Origin of the sequence: Streptomyces sp. 5K101 (assembly GCF_046506645.1) — a bacterium.
Taxonomy (GTDB): Bacteria; Actinomycetota; Actinomycetes; order Streptomycetales; family Streptomycetaceae; genus Streptomyces.
The window spans coordinates 1-18,207 of sequence record NZ_JBKFFO010000007.1; the positions used below are offsets into that span (position 1 = coordinate 1).

An 18,207-nucleotide genomic window follows, 5' to 3' on the forward strand; every position below is an offset into this window, starting at 1 on the left:
ACCCTGCGGCCGCGATGGAGCAGGCGGAACCACCCGCTCGAACAGCTCCCACAACTCGTCCGGCACAAAGCGCTCAACTATCACCACGCCGTGCAGACTACCCAGCACCCCAAATGAGACGACGTCTAAGACGGCGTCGACGGTCGATCGTGCTCGGTCCCCCCCAGACTTCGTCCGGGGGTACCCCCACGTTCCTCGGGACCTCCGCGCTCCCCCAGCTACCGCTGGGTGGGGGTCCCACCACGCCCGCAGGGCGTAGGGGGAGTGCCCCCATCCCTTTCGACACCGCCGCGCCCCTTCGGCTCACTCGCCCATGTGCGCGGCCAGGACCTGCCGTCGGCCGCGGGAAACCGCCGCCGACGGCAACCACCAACGGCCGCTAGAGGGACGTGCGCAAAGTTCCCCCGTACGGGGAACCCTGGTTGACACTCTGCGGGTCGAACGCGCCGGCGGCCGCGTACCGGGCCGCGATCTCGGCGAGTTCGGACTCCGGGATCACGTCGTGGACGTCCGTGAATCCGCCGGGCGCACGCCGGTGCGCCAGATCGATGACCACTTCCGGGCCCTGCTGCCGGTTCGACAGCTGCAGGCGGGTCATGGCCGGCCGGCGGTCCGCCTCGTAGGCGGCGAGCGCGGTCACGGGGTCGCGGTGGCGGGCCAGCGCGTGGGCCAGCGCGCGGCCGTCGACGATGGACTGGGTCGCCCCGTTGGAGCCGATCGGGTACATCGCGTGGGCCGCGTCGCCGATCAGCGTCGTACGGCCCAGGGACCAGGCGGGCAGCGGGTCGCGGTCCACCATCGGGTACTCGTACGCGGCGTCGGCGGCGGCGAGGACCTCCGGGACGCTGACCCCGTCGAACTCCCAGCCCTCGAAGCGGCCCGCGAAGGATGCCACGGGGACGGCCCGGTTCCAGTCGCCGCGGAAGGTGCCCCCGGCCGTCCCGGAGGGCGCGGCGAGCGCCCAGTTGACGAGGACGTCGCCACCGTCGGCGGGCTCGGAGATCGGGTAGACGACCGCCCTCAGCCGGTCGTCCCCGGCGATGAGCATGAAGCGGCCCGCGCGGGCGGCGGGCATGCGGGAGATCCCGCGCCAGACGAGCATCCCGTTCCACGGCGGATCCCCCTCGCCGGGATGGAGGGCGGCGCGTACGGCGGAGCGGATGCCGTCCGCGCCGATGAGCAGATCGGGTTCCAGCGAGGCGCGGCCCCGGGTGGATCCGTCGCTGTGCTCCAGGGTGACGCGCGGGCGGGCGCCGGGGAGGGGGTCGACGCCGATCACGCGTACGCCGCCGAGCAGGGCGCACTCGCCGAGCCGGGCCCGCACGGCCTGTGCCAGCACACGGTGCAGCTCGCCACGGTGGACGGACAGCTGGGGCCAGTGGTAGCCGGCACCCAGCCCGCGCGGGTCGCGGGAGATGAGGCCGCCGCTGCGGTGGTAGTAGCGCAGTTCCCGGGTGCGTACGGCGCGTTCCTCGACGCGGTCGAGCACGCCGAGCGCGTCGAGTTCGCGCACCGCGTTGGGCATGATGTTCAGGCCGGCGCCGACGGGGCGGATCTGCTCGGTCGCCTCGACGACCGTGATCCGCTCGAACCCCGCCTGGTGCAGGGCCAGCGCCGCGGTCAGACCGGCGATGCCGCCGCCGGCGATCATGATGTGGGTCATGGGGACGGTCTCCTCGGACTCTCCTGTGGCTCTCCTCGACGGTCAGCGGGCGACACGGGCGGGCGGCTCCACGGAGCGGCGCACCAGGGTCTCGTTGTCCCGGGTCAGGTCGAGCACGGAGCGCAGGAGGGCGACGGGGGCGCCGCCGCTGCCCGCGTCGTAGAGCCGTACCTCGTCGCTGTACGCCTTGCGCGCGATGGTGAGGTGGCGGGCGCGGAAGGTCTTGAGGATGCGCAGGACGCGGGCGAGGGAGACGGCCGACGCGGTGAGCGTGGCGGGGACGCGGCCGCCGCCCTCCCAGCTGAAGGCGGCGGAGAGCTTGGAGACCGCCGAGACGCCGCCGCGGTGGGCCGCGTAGTGCGCGCGCCAGGACGGCAGGCTGTACTCGACGGACTCGTCGAGGAAGGCGTCGTAGCGCTCGTTACCGCGGTCGCACTGCCACAGCGTCAGGTCGACCAGCCAGAGCGGGACCTGGGCGGCGGCGGGGCCGAGATAGGCGCGGCCGGCGACGTCGATCTCCTCGAAGTAGGAGCGCATTTCGCGGGCGAAGAAGGCGGGCGAGACGCGGGCGACGGTGAGGTCGATGGCGTCGACCATGGCCTGCACCTGCTGGGCGACGCGGTCGAGGACGAGGGCGAAGCAGGGATCGTAGGGCTCCAGACGGGCGAGTTCCGCGCAGGTGTCGAGCGAGGCGACGAGGCTGGGGAAGACCATGCGGACGGCGTCCTGGAGATTGCCCTCCATCGGGTCGCCCGTGTACATCCGCCGGCGCTTCCCGGACGGGTTCCAGGTCGTGTAGTGGTGCACGGTGTCGCGCGGGATCATGTCGGTGCGGCGGCCGAGTTCCTCGAGGACGGGCAGCGCCTCGGGGACGGCCGCGAGCGGCTGCGTGCCGTGACGTTTCAGCGAGCCGAGGAGGATGCCGAGGTCGCGCATCGCGGCGAGCGCGTCGACGATGCCGAGGGAGGCCACCCGGTCCTCGTCGGGTACGAGGGTGCGCAGGGCGACGGTGAGCGCGGGGACGTCCGCGTCCGCGTTCATCGCGGGGAGTGCGGCGAGGAGCGCGTCCGCGCCGAGCGGGTCCGCCGCGCATATCTCCGATATCCGGTAACGCGGTTCGCCAAGCACATCGAGACCGGGCGCGACAAGGTCGTACAGGGTCAACGGAATGTCCCTTCGGACAGAACGGTTCACTGGGTGGGATGTGGGGCGGGTGGTGCGCGGGCGCCGTGGTGCCGCAGGGCCGCACGGCTCTCGCAGGGGACACCGTCCCGCCCCGGTTCACTCCACGGCGCCGCCGACCCGGTCCTGGCGTGGCGGCGCCATGGCGGGCGCGGGCAGCCGCAGCCGGGAGGAGAGGAGGGTGGCCAGGGCCGCGAACACGGCTCCGGCCAGAAGGGCCGACCTGAAGCCCGCGGTCTCGGCCGCGGCGTCACCGGCTGCCGCGGTCCCCGCGGTGGCGACGGCGACCAGGACGGCGAGCCCGAGGACCGAGCCGAACTGCTGGCTGGTGTTGACGAGTCCGGAGGCGAGTCCGGTCTCGTCGGGCGACGCGTCGGCGGTCGCCGCCACGTTGGTGGTGACCATGACGAGGGGCAGGGCGACTCCCAGGACGAGGCTCGGGGCCAGGACGGTGGCCGGGAACGTGCCGTCGGCGTCGAGGGCGAGCGCCAGCCACACCATGCCGGCGAGCAGCAGGCCGAAGCCGAGCGTCATGGTGCGGCGCAGCCCCAGTCGGCCGATGAGCCGGCCGGTCTGCGGCGCGACCGCGACGACGACCAGGGACAGCGGCAGCAGGCCGAGGCCGCCGGCGAGCGGGGTGTGGCCGAGCACGCTCTGCAGGAAGAGGCTGACCAGGAAGAACATCGGGAACAGCGCCATCTGCGCCAGTGCCGCGAGGACGTTGGCGAGCCGCAGGGCGGGCCGGCCCAGCACGGCGGGCGGCACGAGCGGCCGGGCGGCGCGCCGCTCCAGCAGGGCGAACGCGACGAGCAGGGCGAGCCCCGCCGCCCCGCTCAGCAGCGTCCGCACGCCGGTCCAGCCGGCCTCGCCCGCGCCGACGAGGGCGTACGCGAGGAGCCCGAGCCCGCCGGTGGCGGTGAGGGCGCCGCCGATGTCGAAGCCCCGTTCGCGGCGGCGTGCGCCCGGGGCGAGCAGCCGCAGGGCGGCGGCGGCGAGCACGAGCGCGACGAGGACGTTGAGCCAGAACGTGGCGCGCCAGCCGAGGAGATCGGTGAGCACGCCGCCGAGCACCGTGCCGAGCACCCCGCCGAGCCCGCCCATCGCGGCGAACACCCCGAGCGCCCGGTGCCGGCCGGGCCCGTCGGGGAACAGCGTGAGCAGCAGGGCGAAGGCGGCGGCCGCGGCGAGCGCCGCGCCCACGCCCTGCGCGGCACGCGCGGCGATCAGCGGCCCGGGACTGCCGGCGACGGCGCCCGCGGCGGACGCGGCGGCGAGCAGCCCGAGGCCGGTCAGGTAGAGCCTGCGGTGTCCGAACAGGTCGGCGGCCCGACCGCCGAGCAGCAGCAGTCCGCCGAAGGTGATGAGGTACGCGTTGGCCACCCACGACAGCCCGGCGGAGCCGGACCCGAGGTCGTCGCCCACGGAGGGCAGGGCGACGTTGACGATCGCGGTGTCCATGATGAGGAGCAGCTGGGTGGCGGCGAGCAGCAGGAGCGCGGGGCCGGCCCCGGACGCGGCCCGGTCGGCGTGGGTCGCGTCCGCGCTGCGGTCGGGGGTCACCGTCGCGGGGTCCTCTCGTCGAGCGCGTACCCGGACAGACACGCCCGTGCCAGCGCCTCGCAGCTGTCGGTGTCGCCCTCCCACACCTGCTGCGTCAGGTAGACGTGCGGTGCGCCGTGGTAGAAGCGCTCATACTGCTCGTGGCGGGAGGCGAACTCCGAGCCGAGCGCGTCCCACGCCAGCTTCAGCAGTTTGACGCGGTCCTCGGCCGGGTGGCCCGGCGAGCGGATGTACTTCCGTACCAGCGGCCCCAGTTCGGGGTGGAGCAGGTCCTCGGCGGAGGCGGGGAGCTGGATGACTCCGCCGCCCGCCAGCGTCTTGATCTCCTGCACCGCCGCCGGGTACAGCTCGCCCGCCACGATGCGCTGCGCGAACGAGATCTCCTTGCCGGGCATCACGCCACCGCGGCCGCCGTCGACCTGCTCGTACGACGCCTCGGCCGCCAGCACGAACGCCTTGGCCTGCGCCACCCTGCCCATCAGCCGCCCGATCGCCTGGGTGACGGGCGGCAGCTGGTAGGTGTTGTTCGCCTTGGTCAGCAGGATGGCGATGCCGGTCAGGAACTCCAGCTTGGTCCAGAAGCGGGTGGCGGCCTGGTGCACGAAGTTCACGTACGCCGGGGTGCGCCACCACATGCCGAACGTCGCGTCGACGTTCCGGTAGGTCAGCACCCGCTCCCACGGCACGAACACGTCGTCGCACACGAGCAGCGCGTCGTTCTCGTCGAACCGCGAGGAGAGCGGGTTGTCGAAGACGCTGCGGGCCTGTGCCTCGTAGGAGGTACGGGAGAGGAACTTCAGGCCGGGGGTGGCGATGGGCACCGAGAAGCACAGGGCGTGGTCGACGTCCTGGGGCGCGAGCGGTTCGATGGTGCCGACGACGACCTCGTTGCCGAAGACGGCCGCCGTGCCGATCATCTTGGCGCCGCGCACCACGACGCCGCCGTCCTTCTCCGCGACGACCCGCACGACCAGGTCGTCCTCCTCCTGCTCGGACGCCGCCTTGGTGCGGTCGATCTGTGGGTTGGTGATGGTGAACGTCGGGTAGAGGTCGCCCTCGGCCAGCCTGCGGTGGCAGGCGACCGCGTTGTCCGCGCCGTCGAAGCCGTCGGTGGTGAACACCGCGGGCGCCGCCGCGAATCCGGCCGCGCCGCCCGCCATGTAGTCGGGGGTGCGCCCGAGGAAGCCGAAGCTCGACTCGGCCCACACCTTGTACGCGCGGCGCCGCTCGACGAGGTCCTCGTACGAGCGCGGGACCTTGAACGCGCGGTGCGCGCCGTCCGCGGTGAGCACGGACGCGTACCGCGGGTCCTGTGCCAGGTCGTAGAGCCGGGCGAGCGACGCGGCGGTGTTGCGGAAGGCGGCATGGCGCGTGACGTCGGCGACGCGTTCGCCGTCGAGCCACACCTCGCGCCCGTCCCGCAGCGATGCGAGGTATTCCTGGCCGGACCTGGTCAACGTCTCTCCTCGAAGGGACTGCGGCTGGACGGACTCCGCCCAGCCGCGCTCGGGGCCGGCCGGCGGTGCCCGGTTTCAGCCGAGCCTGTCCCCCGCCGAGGACACCGGGCAATGAACGACCGTCCAGCGGTCCTTAAGAACCGGCCATTCATGCGGCTGACGCACCCTTGCTGCGGTACTCGCCGGGCGTCATCCCGTACCACTTGCGGAAGGCCAGGTGGAAGCCGACCGTGCTCTGGTAGCCGACCCGTTCGGGCACGGCCGACTGCGGCAGCGAGGTCTCGCCCAGCAGCCGGGCAGCCTCCTGCATCCGGCGGCCCGTCAGATGGCGGGCGGGCGCCTCGCCGACGAGGTCCCGGAAGGCCGCGGTGAACGCGGAGCGGGACATGCCGACCTCGCGGGCGAGCGACTCGATGGTCCACGGCTCGGCGAACCGGGTCGCGATGATCACCATGGCCCGGCTGATGCCGGGGTGCCCGAGGACGGGCAGCGCCGAGGGGTTTCCGGCCAGGTCGCGCAGCAGCGGCCGCAGCGCGAGCACGAGCGCCATCTCGAAGGCGCGCAGGGTGATGAGCCGGTCGCCCGGTCCCACCGGCCGGTCGGTCGTGGCGAGCAGCCGCAGGGTGTCGCGCAGCAGCGGCTCCCGGTCGACCTGGGAGCCGTCGAGCACCAGGGCCCAGGGCAGCGCCTTGTACAGGCTGCTGGCCGCGCTCGCGTCGTAGTGCAGTCCGGCGCACAGCATTCTGCTGACGGGCCCCTCCCCCTCGATGCGGATCTCGCCGGACGTGCCGGGGCGGCGCTCGGGCAGCACCGCCGCGAGCGAGACGCCCCGCCGGTCGGGGCGGTCCGCGAGCCGGTGCGCCGTCCCGGTCGGGAAGACGGCCAGGTCGCCGGTGCGCAGTTCGATCGGCGTCTGGTCCTCGCCGGTGATCCAGCAACCCCCTTCGGTGATGAAGTGCAGTACGGCGCAGCTCTGCTCGGCGTCCCCCTCGATGGCCCACGGCGCGCGCAGATGCCACCTGCTGTCGAACACCCCGGTGAGCCGCAGCGGTTTCAGCAGCTCGCTCAGGAGGTCGTCACGCTCACTATGGGTCGGTTCCAGTGGTCGGTCCATTGGACGATCCTTCAACCCCCGCCCCGGATTGTTAATTGATCGGCCGAAGCCGCCGCCGCGAGCCTGGAAGTGCCGTTCACGGCAGCAGCCACACCCTATCGAAGGGCCCTTCTGAGACATGTCCGATCACATTCCGATGCGCGTAGCCGTGGTGGGGGCGACCGGTTTCCAGGGCGGTGCCACGGCCCGTCTGCTGGCCGAGCGGGGCCACCGGGTACGCACCCTGAGCCGCAAGCCCGAGGAGGACCGCCCGAAGCTGCCCGGGGTCTCGGTCGCGAGCGGCGACCTGGGGCGGCAGGAGGACGTGCGGCAGCTCTTCCAGGGCGCGACCCATGCCGTGGTGACGATGCCGCTGGTGTACGAGGCCGAGAAGGTCATGCGCTACGCCCAGCACATCGCGCGGGGGGCCCGGGACAGCAAGGTGCACCGGATCGTCTACAACGCCAACACCCGTGTCCCGCAGCGGACGACGAACATCGCGGCCTTCGAGACACGGCGCCTGGTGGAGACGGTGCTGCGCGAGAGCCTCGCGGAGAGCGGCGTGGAACTTGTCGTCGTGCGCCCTCCCGTGTATCTGGACAACCTCTTCAGCCCGTGGAACGGACCGGCGCTGGTGAACGAGGGCGTGCTCGCCTACCCGCTGCCGGCCGGCGTCCGCACCGCCTGGATCTCCCACGGCGACCTGGCCCAGGCGGTGTACGGGGCCCTCACCGCCGAGGGGGCGGCCGGCCGGGCCTTCGACATCGGCGGCGAACGGACCCTCACCGGACCGGAGCTGGCCGAGGCGTTCGCCCGGGGGCTCGGACGTCCCGTGCGCTACACGGCACTCGACCCGCACGTCTTCGAGCAGGGACTCGCGCAGATCCTGGGCCATCGAGCAGCGGCCGGCGTGGCCGGGATCTACCACTTCATGGCGAGCGGCGCCGAGCCGGGCCTGATGGCGGGCGACGACGGCGCGGCGGCTCGGGAGCTGTCGTTCACGGCGGCGCCGGTGGACGAGTGGGTCACCCGGCAGCCGTGGCAGATGTGGTCGGGCCGTACGGCCGAGTCGCAGTCGGAGTCCGCCGAGACGGCCTGACGGCCCGTCGGCAGCGATCGTATACAAGGGTCAAACAGGAAGGACCGGTTCCGTCACCGTGACGGTCCGGTCCTTTTTCGTCCACCTTGCGCGCCCCGCTACGTCCTAGTAGTTAACACATCGCCGGATTGGCCTCCCCGACGGCGTGGGAAGGCTCATCCGGTACGTACGCGAGCGCAGCCCCCGATCGCATCCTTTCCGGCCACCCGAGTGAACGCGGACAGGAGCCGACATGCCCGCACCCGGCCAGTCACCGACCGAGCAGTTACAAATGAGACGCATCCGACCCGCCCTGCCCGTACAGCCCTCAGGTGATGTTGTGAACTCGCTCATTGGTCGCATTCCCGTCCTGGACGTACGCCCGCTCGTCGACTGCGGCAGAAGGCCGGCGAAAGCCGTGGCGGGTGAGACCTTCCAGGTCACCGCCACGGTCTTCCGCGAGGGCCACGAAGCGGTCGCGGCCAATGTCGTGCTGCACGACCCGAAGGGCCGCCCGGGGCCCTTCACCCCCATGCGGGAGCTCGCCCCGGGCACCGACCGGTGGGGCGCCGACGTCACGCCCGACTGCGAGGGCGCGTGGACCTACACGGTGGAGGCGTGGAGCGATCCGGTCGCCACCTGGCGGCACCACGCCGAGATCAAGATCCCGGCCGGCATCGACACCGAACTGGTGCTCGCGGAAGGCGCCGAGCTGTACGAGCGGGCGGCGGCCGGGGTGCCCAAGAAGGACGGCCGGGAGGCGGTCCTCGCGGTCGCCGACGCGCTCCGCGACACCGAACGGTCCGCCGACGCGCGGCTCGCCGCCGCCCTCGCCGCCGACGCCGCCGCCGCGCTCGCCCGTCACCCCCTGCGCGAACACGTCAGCTGCTCGGCTCCGCTGCCGCTCAAGGTCGAGCGCCGGCGCGCGCTGTACGGCTCCTGGTACGAACTGTTCCCGCGCTCGGAGGGCGCGGTGGTGACGGAGGGCGAGCCGCCCGTCTCCGGGACGCTGCGCACCGCGGCCGAGCGGCTGCCGGCCGTCGCGGCGATGGGCTTCGACGTGGTGTACCTGCCGCCCGTCCACCCCATCGGCACCACCCACCGCAAGGGCCGCGACAACTCCCTGACGGCGGGCCCGCACGACGTCGGCGTGCCCTGGGCGATCGGCTCGACCGAGGGCGGACACGACGCGATCCACCCCGACCTCGGCACGCTCGCGGACTTCGACCACTTCGTGCGGGCGGCCCGCTCGCTGCGCATGGAGGTCGCGCTGGACTTCGCGCTCCAGTGCTCGCCCGACCACCCCTGGGTGAAGGAGCACCCGGAGTGGTTCCGCCACCGCCCCGACGGCTCCATCGCGTACGCGGAGAACCCGCCGAAGAAGTACCAGGACATCTACCCCATCGCGTTCGACGCGGACATGTTGGGTCTGGTGCGCGAGACGGTGCGGCTGCTGCGGTTCTGGATGGACCGCGGAGTGCGCATCTTCCGCGTCGACAACCCGCACACCAAGCCCGTCGTCTTCTGGGAGCAGGTGATCGCCGAGATCAACGGGACGGACCCCGACGTGGTCTTCCTCGCGGAGGCGTTCACCAGACCGGCCATGATGCACACCCTGGCCGCGATCGGCTTCCAGCAGTCGTACACCTACTTCACCTGGCGCAACAGCAAGCACGAACTCACCGAGTACGTCCGGGAACTGTCGGGCGAGGCCGCCTCGTACATGCGGCCGAACTTCTTCGTGAACACGCCCGACATCCTGCACGCCTACCTCCAGGAGGGCGGCCGGCCCGCGTTCGAGGTGCGTGCGGTGCTGGCGGCCACGCTGTCGCCGTCGTGGGGCGTGTACGCCGGGTACGAGCTGTGCGAGAACGTCCCGCTGCGCGGCGGCAGCGAGGAGTACCGCTGCTCGGAGAAGTACCAACTGCGGCCCCGCGACTGGGAGTCGGCCGAGCGGGAGGGCCGCACGATCTCCCCGCTCATCACCCTGCTGAACCGGCTCAGGCGTCGTCACCCCGCGCTTCAGCAGCTGCGCGACGTCCACTTCCACCACGCCGACAACGAGGCGGTGATCGTCTACTCCAAGCGCTCGGGCCAGGACGTCGTACTCGTCGTCGCCAACCTCGACCCCCACCACACCCAGGAGGCCACGGTCTCGTTGGACATGCCGCGACTCGGACTCCGAGAACACGAGACCGTACCGGTGCGCGACGAGCTCACCGGAGAGACCTATCACTGGGGCAGGGCCAACTATGTGCGCCTCGAGCCGGGCATCACGCCCGCGCACATCGTCGCCCTGCGACCGTCCCCGCAGACCGGAGGGTCACCCACATCATGATCGTCAATGAGCCCGTTCCCGACACCTTCGAGGACACTCCCGCCCGCGACCGCGACCCCGACTGGTTCAAGCGGGCCGTCTTCTACGAGGTCCTCGTCCGCTCCTTCCAGGACAGCAACGGCGACGGCATCGGCGACCTCAAGGGAATCACCGCCAAACTGGACTATCTGCAGTGGCTGGGCGTCGACTGCCTGTGGCTGCCGCCGTTCTTCAAGTCACCCCTGAAGGACGGCGGTTACGACGTCGCCGACTACACCTCGGTGCTGCCCGACTTCGGCGACCTGGCCGACTTCGTGGAGTTCGTGGACGCCGCCCACCAGCGCGGCATGCGCGTCATCATCGACTTCGTGGTGAACCACACCAGCGACCAGCACCCGTGGTTCCAGGAGTCCCGGACCAACCCCGACGGCCCGTACGGCGACTACTACGTCTGGGCCGACGACGACAAGCAGTACCAGGACGCCCGCATCATCTTCGTCGACACGGAGTCGTCGAACTGGACCTTCGACCCGGTACGCAAGCAGTACTACTGGCACCGGTTCTTCTCCCACCAGCCGGACCTCAACTACGAGAACCCCGCCGTGCAGGAGGAGATCATCTCGGCGCTGCGGTTCTGGCTGGACCTGGGCATCGACGGATTCCGGCTCGACGCCGTGCCGTACCTGTACCAGGAGGAGGGCACCAACTGCGAGAACCTGCCGCGCACGCACTCCTTCCTGAAGCGGGTGCGCAAGGAGATCGACGCCCACTACCCCGACACCGTGCTCCTCGCCGAGGCCAACCAGTGGCCCGAGGACGTCGTCGACTACTTCGGCGACTACGCCGCCGGCGGCGACGAGTGCCACATGGCGTTCCACTTCCCGGTGATGCCGCGGATCTTCATGGCGGTGCGGCGCGAGTCCCGTTACCCGGTCTCGGAGATCCTGGCCAAGACCCCCGCCATCCCGAAGAACTGCCAGTGGGGCATCTTCCTGCGCAACCACGACGAGCTCACGCTCGAGATGGTCACGGACGAAGAACGCGACTACATGTACGCGGAGTACGCCAAGGACCCGCGGATGCGCGCCAACATCGGCATCCGCCGCCGCCTCGCCCCGCTGCTGGACAACGACCGCAACCAGATCGAGCTGTTCACCGCGCTGCTGCTGTCCCTGCCCGGCTCGCCGATCCTCTACTACGGCGACGAGATCGGCATGGGCGACAACATCTGGCTCGGCGACCGCGACGCGGTGCGCACGCCGATGCAGTGGACCCCCGACCGCAACGCCGGCTTTTCCTCCTGCGACCCGGGCCGGCTGTACCTGCCGACCATCATGGACCCGGTCTACGGCTACCAGGTCACCAACGTCGAGGCGTCGATGTCGTCTCCGTCGTCGCTGCTGCACTGGACCCGCCGGATGATCGAGATCCGCAAGCAGAACCCGGCCTTCGGACTCGGTTCGTACACCGAACTGCCGTCGTCGAACCCGGCGGTGCTCGCCTTCCTGCGCGAGGCCCCCTCGAAGGAGGACGGCGGGGACGATCTGGTGCTCTGCGTGCACAACTTCTCCCGGTTCGCCCAGCCGACCGAGCTCGATCTGCGGACGTACAGCGGGCGGCACCCGGTGGAACTGATCGGCGGGGTGCGGTTCCCGGCCATCGGCCAGTGGCCGTATCTGCTGACGCTCGCGGGCCACGGCTTCTACTGGTTCCGCCTGCGCAAGGACGCCGCACCGGCGTCGGCACCGGCCGTGCTGCCCGGCACCGCCACGGGAAACACCGTGCCCTGACGGCCCCCTGAGGGGGAATCACGGTCGAAAGGCGCCCCCGGCGCCGGCGGGGCGGTTTCCGCCGCCCCGCACCGGGCACTCTCCCCCTCATCCCCGCGCGCCGCCGGACAGCCACAGCTGTAATCCGGGACACTTTGCGCATTCGTGGTGTACCCGGGGAAAGGACGCGATGCCCATGTCGGAGGCTGCATCCACCCGGATCCCGCTCGCTCTGCTTCCGTCGCTCGCCCCCTTGCTCCACCAATGGCTGCCCCTGCAGCGCTGGTTCGCGGGCAAGGGAACGCCGGTCACCGGTTTCTCGCTCGTGTCGGTGACCGAGCTGCTGCCTCTGCGGGGTCCGGGACCGGGCCTGCTGCACCTGCTCGTACGGGTCGAGCAGCCCGGGTCGCCGGGCGACTGCTACCAACTGCTCGTCGGGGTACGGGAGGCCCTGCCGCCCGCACTCGCCCCCGCGCTCATCGGCCATCTCACCGACGGCCCGCTGGCCGGGCGCACCGTGTACGAGGGCACCCACGACCCACGGCTCGCCGCCCTGCTCCTGGAGCGGCTGCGCACGCCGGGGTCGCTGGGGCCGCTGCGCTTCCGGCGGTACGACGGCTCGCCCGCGGTCCCCGGCGGGCTCGCGCCCCGGCTGCTCGGCGCCGAGCAGTCCAACTCCTCGCTCGTATACGGCGACACGTACATCCTCAAGCTCTTCCGCCGCCTGCACCCCGGCCCCAACCCCGATCTGGAGCTGCCGCTCGCGCTGGCCCGTGCCGGATGCGAGCGCGTCCCCACGCTGGTCGCCTGGTACGAGTCGGCCGCGCCGGAACCTTTCACCCTGGGGGTGCTCCAGCCGTTCCTGCGCGGCTCGCGCGACGGCTGGGTGCTCGCCCTGGAGGCCCTGGCCGAGGGCCGCTCCTTCCGGGCGGAGGCCCGCGAGCTCGGGCACGTGACCGCCGAGGTGCACACCGCGCTGGCGCGCGCGCTGCCGAGCGTGAAGCTGAGCGGCGGGCAGAGCGAGGAGCTGGCCCACGCGATGACCCGGCGGCTGGAGGACGCCGTGGGCGCCGTTCCCGCGCTGGAGCCGTACGCGCCGGGACTGCGGAAGGCGTTCGAGGCGGTGGCGGTGCTCGGGCGGCGCGGACGCATCTGGGCCGCGCAGCGCGTGCACGGCGATCTGCACCTCGGCCAGATACTGCGCGGTCCCGTGGCGACGCCCTGGTCCGTCATCGACTTCGAGGGCGAGCCGGCCCGGCCGCTCACCGAGCGCTGCCGCCCGCAGCCGGTGGTGCGCGACGTCGCCGGGATGCTCCGCTCGTTCGACTACGCCGCCCGTACGCACCGCCCGTGGAATCCGGCCTGGGCGGAGGCGTGCCGCGACGCGTACTGCACGGGCTACGCGGAGGCGTGCGGCAGCGACCCGCGCACCGAGCCCGAACTGCTGCGTGCCTACGAGACCGACAAGGCCGTGTACGAGGTCGTGTACGAGGCCAGGCACCGGCCGGACTGGCTGCCGGTGCCGATGGCCGCGATCGACCGCCTCGCGACGCTCGACTGACCCCTCAGGAGGCCCACCCCGTGACCCCGCGCCGCTCCCCCCACCCCGCCGCCCCGCCCCCCACCGAGCCCCCGGCACCGCCCGTACCCACCACACCGGCCCCACCCGAGCCGGCGCCCGCGCCCGGGGGGCGCGACACCGGCCGGGAGCGGGCCGGAACGCCCGCTCCGGCGGGGGCGGGGGCGGGGGACACCACGGCGGCGACCCCCCGGCCCGCAGCGGCCGTGCTCGCACCCGAGGGACGGTGCACAGGCACCGAGCCCGCGACCGGTCCCGACGCCGGACAGGAGCCGGGCGGGGCGCCCGTGCCCACGGCGGGCGAGGGCTCGTCGCCCGAGGTCGGCCGGGAACCGGGCGCAACACCCGCGCCCACGGTGGCCGGGGACACCACGGCGGCGACCCCCCGGCCCGCAGCGGCCGTGCTCGCCCCCGAGGGACGGCGCACAGGCACCGAGCCCGCGACCGTAGCCAACACCGGCCGGGAGCCGGACGGAACACCCGCGCCCACGGCGGGCGCGGCTGAGGGGCGTGACACGGCAGCCGCGGCCCCGGCCGGTGCCGACGAGGCCGCAGACGGGGGCGCTGCCGGGACGACGGCCACGGCCCGGTGCGCGGGCGACGCACCCGTGCCCTCCGCGCGGCGCGGGACCGGGGCCGACGCCCCCGCCCGCAAGGCCACGGCGGACCCCGTCCCCGCGGTCGGCGGTGAGGCAGCCGCGTCGCGGCGCGTCACCGCGGCGCGCAAGGCCGATCCCGTGGAGGACGGCCCCGCGCGCGAGCCGTTGGCCGTGGGCGGGGCCACGGCGCGCGCGGCAAGGACCGCGGCGAACCCGGCCGGCGGGTCCGCGCCCGCCAAGCGCGGCGGCCGCACCGGCACGGGCTCCGGCGGGCGCGGCACACCGCGCCCCCGGACCGGCGGCGTACGGGCCGCCAGGCCGCTCGGGGACGACGACCGCGGACGGCTCCTGTCCGGCAGCCACCACGACCCGCACGCCGTCCTCGGCGCGCACTCGGTCCGCGGCGGCATCGAGATCCGCGCCCTGCGTCCGCACGCGCTCTCCGTGACCGTCGTCGCCAAGGGGCTGCGTGCCGAGCTGAACGACGAGGGCGACGGCTTCTTCTCCGGTGTGCTCCCCCAGCGGACCGTCCCCGACTACCGGCTGCTCGTCACCTACGAGGGCCACGAGGACGGCTTCGAGGTCGAGGACCCGTACCGCCTGCTGCCCGCGCTGGGCGAACTCGACCTGCATCTCATCGGCGAGGGTCGGCACGAGGAGCTGTGGAAGGCGCTCGGCGCGCACCCCATGACGCACCAGGGCGTGACCGGCACCCGGTTCACGGTCTGGGCGCCCGACGCCCGCGGCGTCCGTGTCGTGGGCGACTTCAACTTCTGGGACGGCACCGGCCACCCCATGCGGTCGCTCGGTGCGACGGGCGTGTGGGAGCTGTTCCTGCCGGGCGTCGGCGAGGGCACCCTGTACAAGTTCGAGATCACCCGCCCGGACGGCTGGCGTACGCAGCGGGCCGATCCGATGGCCCGGCGCACCGAGGTGCCGCCCGCGAACGCCTCGATCGTGACCGTGTCCCACCACGTGTGGCAGGACGGCGAGTGGATGGCGCACCGCGGCGACCGCCCGGTCCACGAGGCGCCGTTCTCCGTGTACGAGGTGCATCTGCCCTCGTGGCGCCCCGGCCTGACGTACCGCCTGCTCGCCGAGCAGCTGCCCCGGTACGTGAAGGATCTCGGCTTCACGCACGTGGAGTTCATGCCGGTCGCCGAGCACCCCTTCGGCGGCTCCTGGGGCTACCAGGTCACCGGCTTCTACGCGCCGACGTCCCGCATGGGCACCCCGGACGACTTCCGCTTCCTCGTCGACAGCCTGCACCAAGCGGGCATCGGCGTGCTGGTGGACTGGGTGCCCGCGCACTTCCCGCGCGACGACTGGGCGCTGGCGGAGTTCGACGGGCGGCCGTTGTACGAGCACAGCGACCCCGGGCGGGCGGCGCACCCGGACTGGGGCACGCTGGAGTTCGACTACGGGCGCAAGGAGGTGCGCAACTTCCTGGTCGCGAACGCCACGTACTGGTGCGAGGAGTTCCACGTCGACGGGCTGCGCGTGGACGCCGTCGCGTCGATGCTCTATCTCGACTACTCGCGCGAGGAAGGCCAGTGGTCGCCGAACGAGCACGGCGGCCGGGAGAACCTGGACGCGGTCTCCTTCCTGCAGGAGATGAACGCGACCGTCTACCGGCGCAACCCCGGCGTCGTCACGATCGCCGAGGAGTCGACGGCGTGGAACGGCGTGACCCGGCCCACCCACCACGGCGGCCTCGGCTTCGGTCTGAAGTGGAACATGGGCTGGATGCACGACTCGCTGCAGTACGTGGCGAAGGAGCCGGTGCACCGCAAGTTCCACCACAACGAGATGACGTTCTCGATGGTGTACGCGTACAGCGAGAACTACGTGCTGCCCATCTCGCACGACGAGGTCGTGCACGGCAAGCGGGCGCTGGTGAGCAAGATGCCGGGCGACTGGTGGCAGCAGCGGGCCAACCACCGCGCGTACCTCGGCTTCATGTGGGCCCATCCGGGCAAGCAACTGCTGTTCATGGGCCAGGAGTTCGCCCAGGGCGCGGAGTGGTCCGAGGGCCACGGCCCCGACTGGTGGCTGCTGGACCCGTCGTACTCGGCGGAGCCCGACCACCGGGGCGTACGGGACCTGGTGCGCGAGCTGAACGCGGTCTACGCCGACGCGCCCGAGCTGTGGCAGCTGGACACCGTGCCGGAGGGCTTCGCCTGGGTGGACGGCGGGGCGGCCGAGGACAACGTCTTCGCCTTCCTGCGGTTCGACAAGGAGGGCACGCCACTGCTCGCCGTGAGCAACTTCTCGCCGGTGGTGCGCCACGACTTCCGGCTCGGGGTGCCGGGGTCGGTGTCCGCCTGGGTGGAGGTCCTGAACACCGACGAGGAGCGGTTCGGCGGCTCGGGCGTGCGCAACGCGGACCCGATGAAGCCCGAGCAGGTGGAGTCGCACGGCCGGCCGGCGTCGATCGCGCCGACGCTGCCGCCGCTGGCGACGATCTGGCTGCGCCCGGCCTGACGGGCGCGAGGTGCCCCGCTGCCGGTGCTTGGGTTCTAATGATCGTCGCAACACCTGACGTCCGGGTGGGCGATGAAAAGCAAGACCAGTACTGCCGGGGGGCGCCCGAACGGTAAGAGGGCGTCCCCCGAGGTGAAGCAGCGGTTTCTCGAACTGGTACACGAAGGTGTGAGCATCAGGAGAAGCCAGCCGCATCGTCGGGATCAACCGCAGGACCGGCCAAGAGTGGCTGAACGGCCGCGCCGAGCGTGTAACGGCCAGGGGCGGCAACAAGGCGATCCGCGCCGCGGTGCAACCAGTTGTCGGTGCTCCACGCACGTTTCCCCTTAACCCGCGCAGGGGCGAGCTGAGAGCCCCTGCGCTCCCCGTTTCGAGCCGATACCTGTCCGAGGAGGAGCGCATCCGCATCGCTGACCTGCGGCGGGAAAAGAAGTCCATCCGGTCGATCGCGGCCGCCCTGGGCCGCAGCCCGTCGACCGTCAGTCGTGAGATCCGACGTAACTGCAACAGCAACGTCAGGCCGACGCACCCCTCGTACTACAGGCCGTTTGCCGCTCAGAAACGGGCGGAGTCACGGCGCTCGCGCCCCAAGCCGAGACGAGTCGAAACATGTCTTGAGCTGCAATCTTTCATCCAGAGGCGCCTGGACGAGAAGTGGAGTCCTGAGCAGATCGCGAACATCCTCCGCCTGGAGTTCCCAGACCGCCCGGAGATGAACGTGAGTCACGAGACGATCTACCGGGCCCTGTATGCCCAGCCCCGAGGCGGCCTATGGCGCGAGATCGGCCGTCGTCTGCGAACCGGCCGAAGCCTGAGGAAGCGGCGCCGGCGCCCCGACCAGAGAACCCCTCGCTTCACACACCCGAGGGTCATGATCAGCCAGCGTCCCGCCGAGGCCGACGACAGGGCGATCCCGGGCCACTGGGAAGGCGACCTGATCGTCGGCGCGAAGAACGGATCCGCCATCGGCACCCTCGTGGAACGCAGCACCCGCTACACGCTGCTCGTTCACCTGCCAAACGGCCATAGCCCCGGAGTCATGCAAACCGCCCTCTGGGAGGCCGTCAGGGGCCTGCCAGCCACCTTGAAGCGGTCGCTGACCTGGGACCAAGGCACGGAGATGGCGCACCACCACGCCTTCTCGAAGACATCCGGGGTGCCGGTGTACTTCTGCGATCCTCACAGCCCCTGGCAGCGAGGATTGAACGAGAACACCAACGGCCTGCTGCGGCGGTACTTCCCGAAGGGCGCGAACCTGTCGAAGTACTCCAGGGAGGACCTGGACGCCGTAGCGGCTGAGCTGAACGCAAGGCCGCGGAAGACGCTCGGCTGGAACAGTCCAGCCGAGCGCTTCTCCGAGCTACTGAAGAACGACCCCAACACTCCCTGTGTTGCGACGATTTGTTGAATCCACCGTGCGGCGGCG

At 72.0% G+C, this 18,207-nt stretch carries 11 protein-coding genes; 6 read left to right on the forward strand and 5 right to left on the reverse strand.

Annotated features, from left to right (window positions below):
* Window positions 1-379: 379 nt before the first annotated feature.
* From ACLB9X_RS15325 to ACLB9X_RS15345, 5 genes are all read right to left on the reverse strand, one after another.
* Window positions 380-1,663, reverse strand: a complete 1,284-nt coding sequence (locus tag ACLB9X_RS15325) for an FAD-dependent monooxygenase (protein ID WP_410360908.1) — start codon at window positions 1,661-1,663, stop codon at window positions 380-382.
* A 42-nt stretch (window positions 1,664-1,705) separates the two neighbouring features.
* Window positions 1,706-2,827, reverse strand: a complete 1,122-nt coding sequence (locus ACLB9X_RS15330) for a monodechloroaminopyrrolnitrin synthase PrnB family protein (RefSeq protein WP_410360909.1) — start codon at window positions 2,825-2,827, stop codon at window positions 1,706-1,708.
* Between the two features lie 117 nt (window positions 2,828-2,944).
* Complete coding sequence (locus ACLB9X_RS15335; RefSeq protein ID WP_410360910.1) at window positions 2,945-4,405, reverse strand: MFS transporter; 1,461 nt, start codon at window positions 4,403-4,405, stop codon at window positions 2,945-2,947.
* Window positions 4,402-5,862: a 4-hydroxyphenylacetate 3-hydroxylase family protein gene (locus ACLB9X_RS15340; RefSeq protein ID WP_410360911.1), complete on the reverse strand. Its 1,461-nt coding sequence runs from the start codon at window positions 5,860-5,862 to the stop codon at window positions 4,402-4,404. Before ACLB9X_RS15340 ends, ACLB9X_RS15335 begins: the two co-directional genes overlap by 4 nt.
* Window positions 5,863-6,010: 148 nt before the next feature.
* A complete protein-coding gene (locus ACLB9X_RS15345; RefSeq protein WP_410360912.1) occupies window positions 6,011-6,976 on the reverse strand; it encodes an AraC family transcriptional regulator in 966 nt (321 codons plus the stop codon).
* A gap of 118 nt (window positions 6,977-7,094) precedes the next feature.
* On the opposite strand from ACLB9X_RS15345, the gene ACLB9X_RS15350 reads away from it, so the two are divergent.
* The 6 genes from ACLB9X_RS15350 (at window position 7,095) to ACLB9X_RS15375 (ending at window position 18,189) form a co-directional block, all read left to right on the forward strand.
* Window positions 7,095-8,054, forward strand: coding sequence for an SDR family oxidoreductase (locus ACLB9X_RS15350; RefSeq protein WP_410360913.1), 960 nt, complete (start codon window positions 7,095-7,097; stop codon window positions 8,052-8,054).
* A 271-nt stretch (window positions 8,055-8,325) separates the two neighbouring features.
* The gene (locus ACLB9X_RS15355; RefSeq protein WP_410360914.1) at window positions 8,326-10,371 is read left to right on the forward strand and encodes an alpha-1,4-glucan--maltose-1-phosphate maltosyltransferase; all 2,046 of its coding nucleotides are present in this window, start codon (window positions 8,326-8,328) and stop codon (window positions 10,369-10,371) included.
* On the forward strand, window positions 10,368-12,140 hold the full coding sequence (gene treS / locus ACLB9X_RS15360) for a maltose alpha-D-glucosyltransferase (protein WP_410360915.1): 1,773 nt from the start codon (window positions 10,368-10,370) through the stop codon (window positions 12,138-12,140). Before ACLB9X_RS15355 ends, treS begins: the two co-directional genes overlap by 4 nt.
* A 175-nt stretch (window positions 12,141-12,315) precedes the next feature.
* Complete coding sequence (locus ACLB9X_RS15365; RefSeq protein ID WP_410360916.1) at window positions 12,316-13,680, forward strand: maltokinase N-terminal cap-like domain-containing protein; 1,365 nt, start codon at window positions 12,316-12,318, stop codon at window positions 13,678-13,680.
* A gap of 419 nt (window positions 13,681-14,099) precedes the next feature.
* Window positions 14,100-16,781 (forward strand): 1,4-alpha-glucan branching enzyme, encoded by a 2,682-nt coding sequence (gene glgB, locus ACLB9X_RS15370; protein WP_410361182.1) that lies wholly within the window; start codon window positions 14,100-14,102, stop codon window positions 16,779-16,781.
* A gap of 346 nt (window positions 16,782-17,127) precedes the next feature.
* A complete protein-coding gene (locus ACLB9X_RS15375) occupies window positions 17,128-18,189 on the forward strand; it encodes an IS30 family transposase (RefSeq protein ID WP_410361183.1) in 1,062 nt (353 codons plus the stop codon).
* Window positions 18,190-18,207: the final 18 nt, after the last annotated feature.